This window comes from Bacillus sp. P4_D3 (genome assembly GCF_056401855.1).
On the sequence record NZ_JBFUIN010001284.1, the window covers coordinates 1 to 586 of the forward strand.

1 pseudogene is annotated in these 586 nt (G+C 33.2%); it reads left to right on the plus strand.

What is annotated here, in order from left to right:
* Positions 1-306: 306 nt before the first annotated feature.
* A pseudogene (locus AC1DTM_RS30835) lies at positions 307-586 on the plus strand (diaminopimelate epimerase); the annotation flags it as partial.

Genomic DNA, 586 nt, shown 5'->3' on the forward strand with positions numbered 1-586 from the left:
AAAAAATAACTTTGAACAGCCGCTAACTTTAATTCTTCTGAATATGTAATAAATATTGAACCTTTTTTAGTCATGAAAAATCCCCTCCAAGTAATAGTGTAACATCCATGTATGTGCATGGTCTTTTTACACTGTCTACTTAAAGGGGATAATATCATTAGAAGGGCTTTTTTCTTACGCGATTTGTGTAAGAACGGCTTATTGCCAAAATACTGTCAAATATGAGAAAGGGGGGACATTCGTATTGTGTTCTAAAAGCATGCATTTTATACTTGAAATAATAAATTATTTTTGGAGTGAATAAAAATGAGCCAATTTTCTTTTACAAAAATGCATGGTCTTGGAAATAGTTATATATATGTAAATATGTTTGAGGAACAAATTAGAGAAGAAGATTTAGCACTTGTAGCGGAGAAGGTTTCAAATATTAATACTGGTATTGGTGCAGATGGAATGATTTTAATTTGTCCTTCTGACGTGGCACCGGTAAAAATGCGCATGTTTAATAACGATGGTTCAGAAGGAAAGARCTGTGGAAATGGTTTACGCTGCGTAGCGAAATATGCGTATGAGCATAAACTAGTAG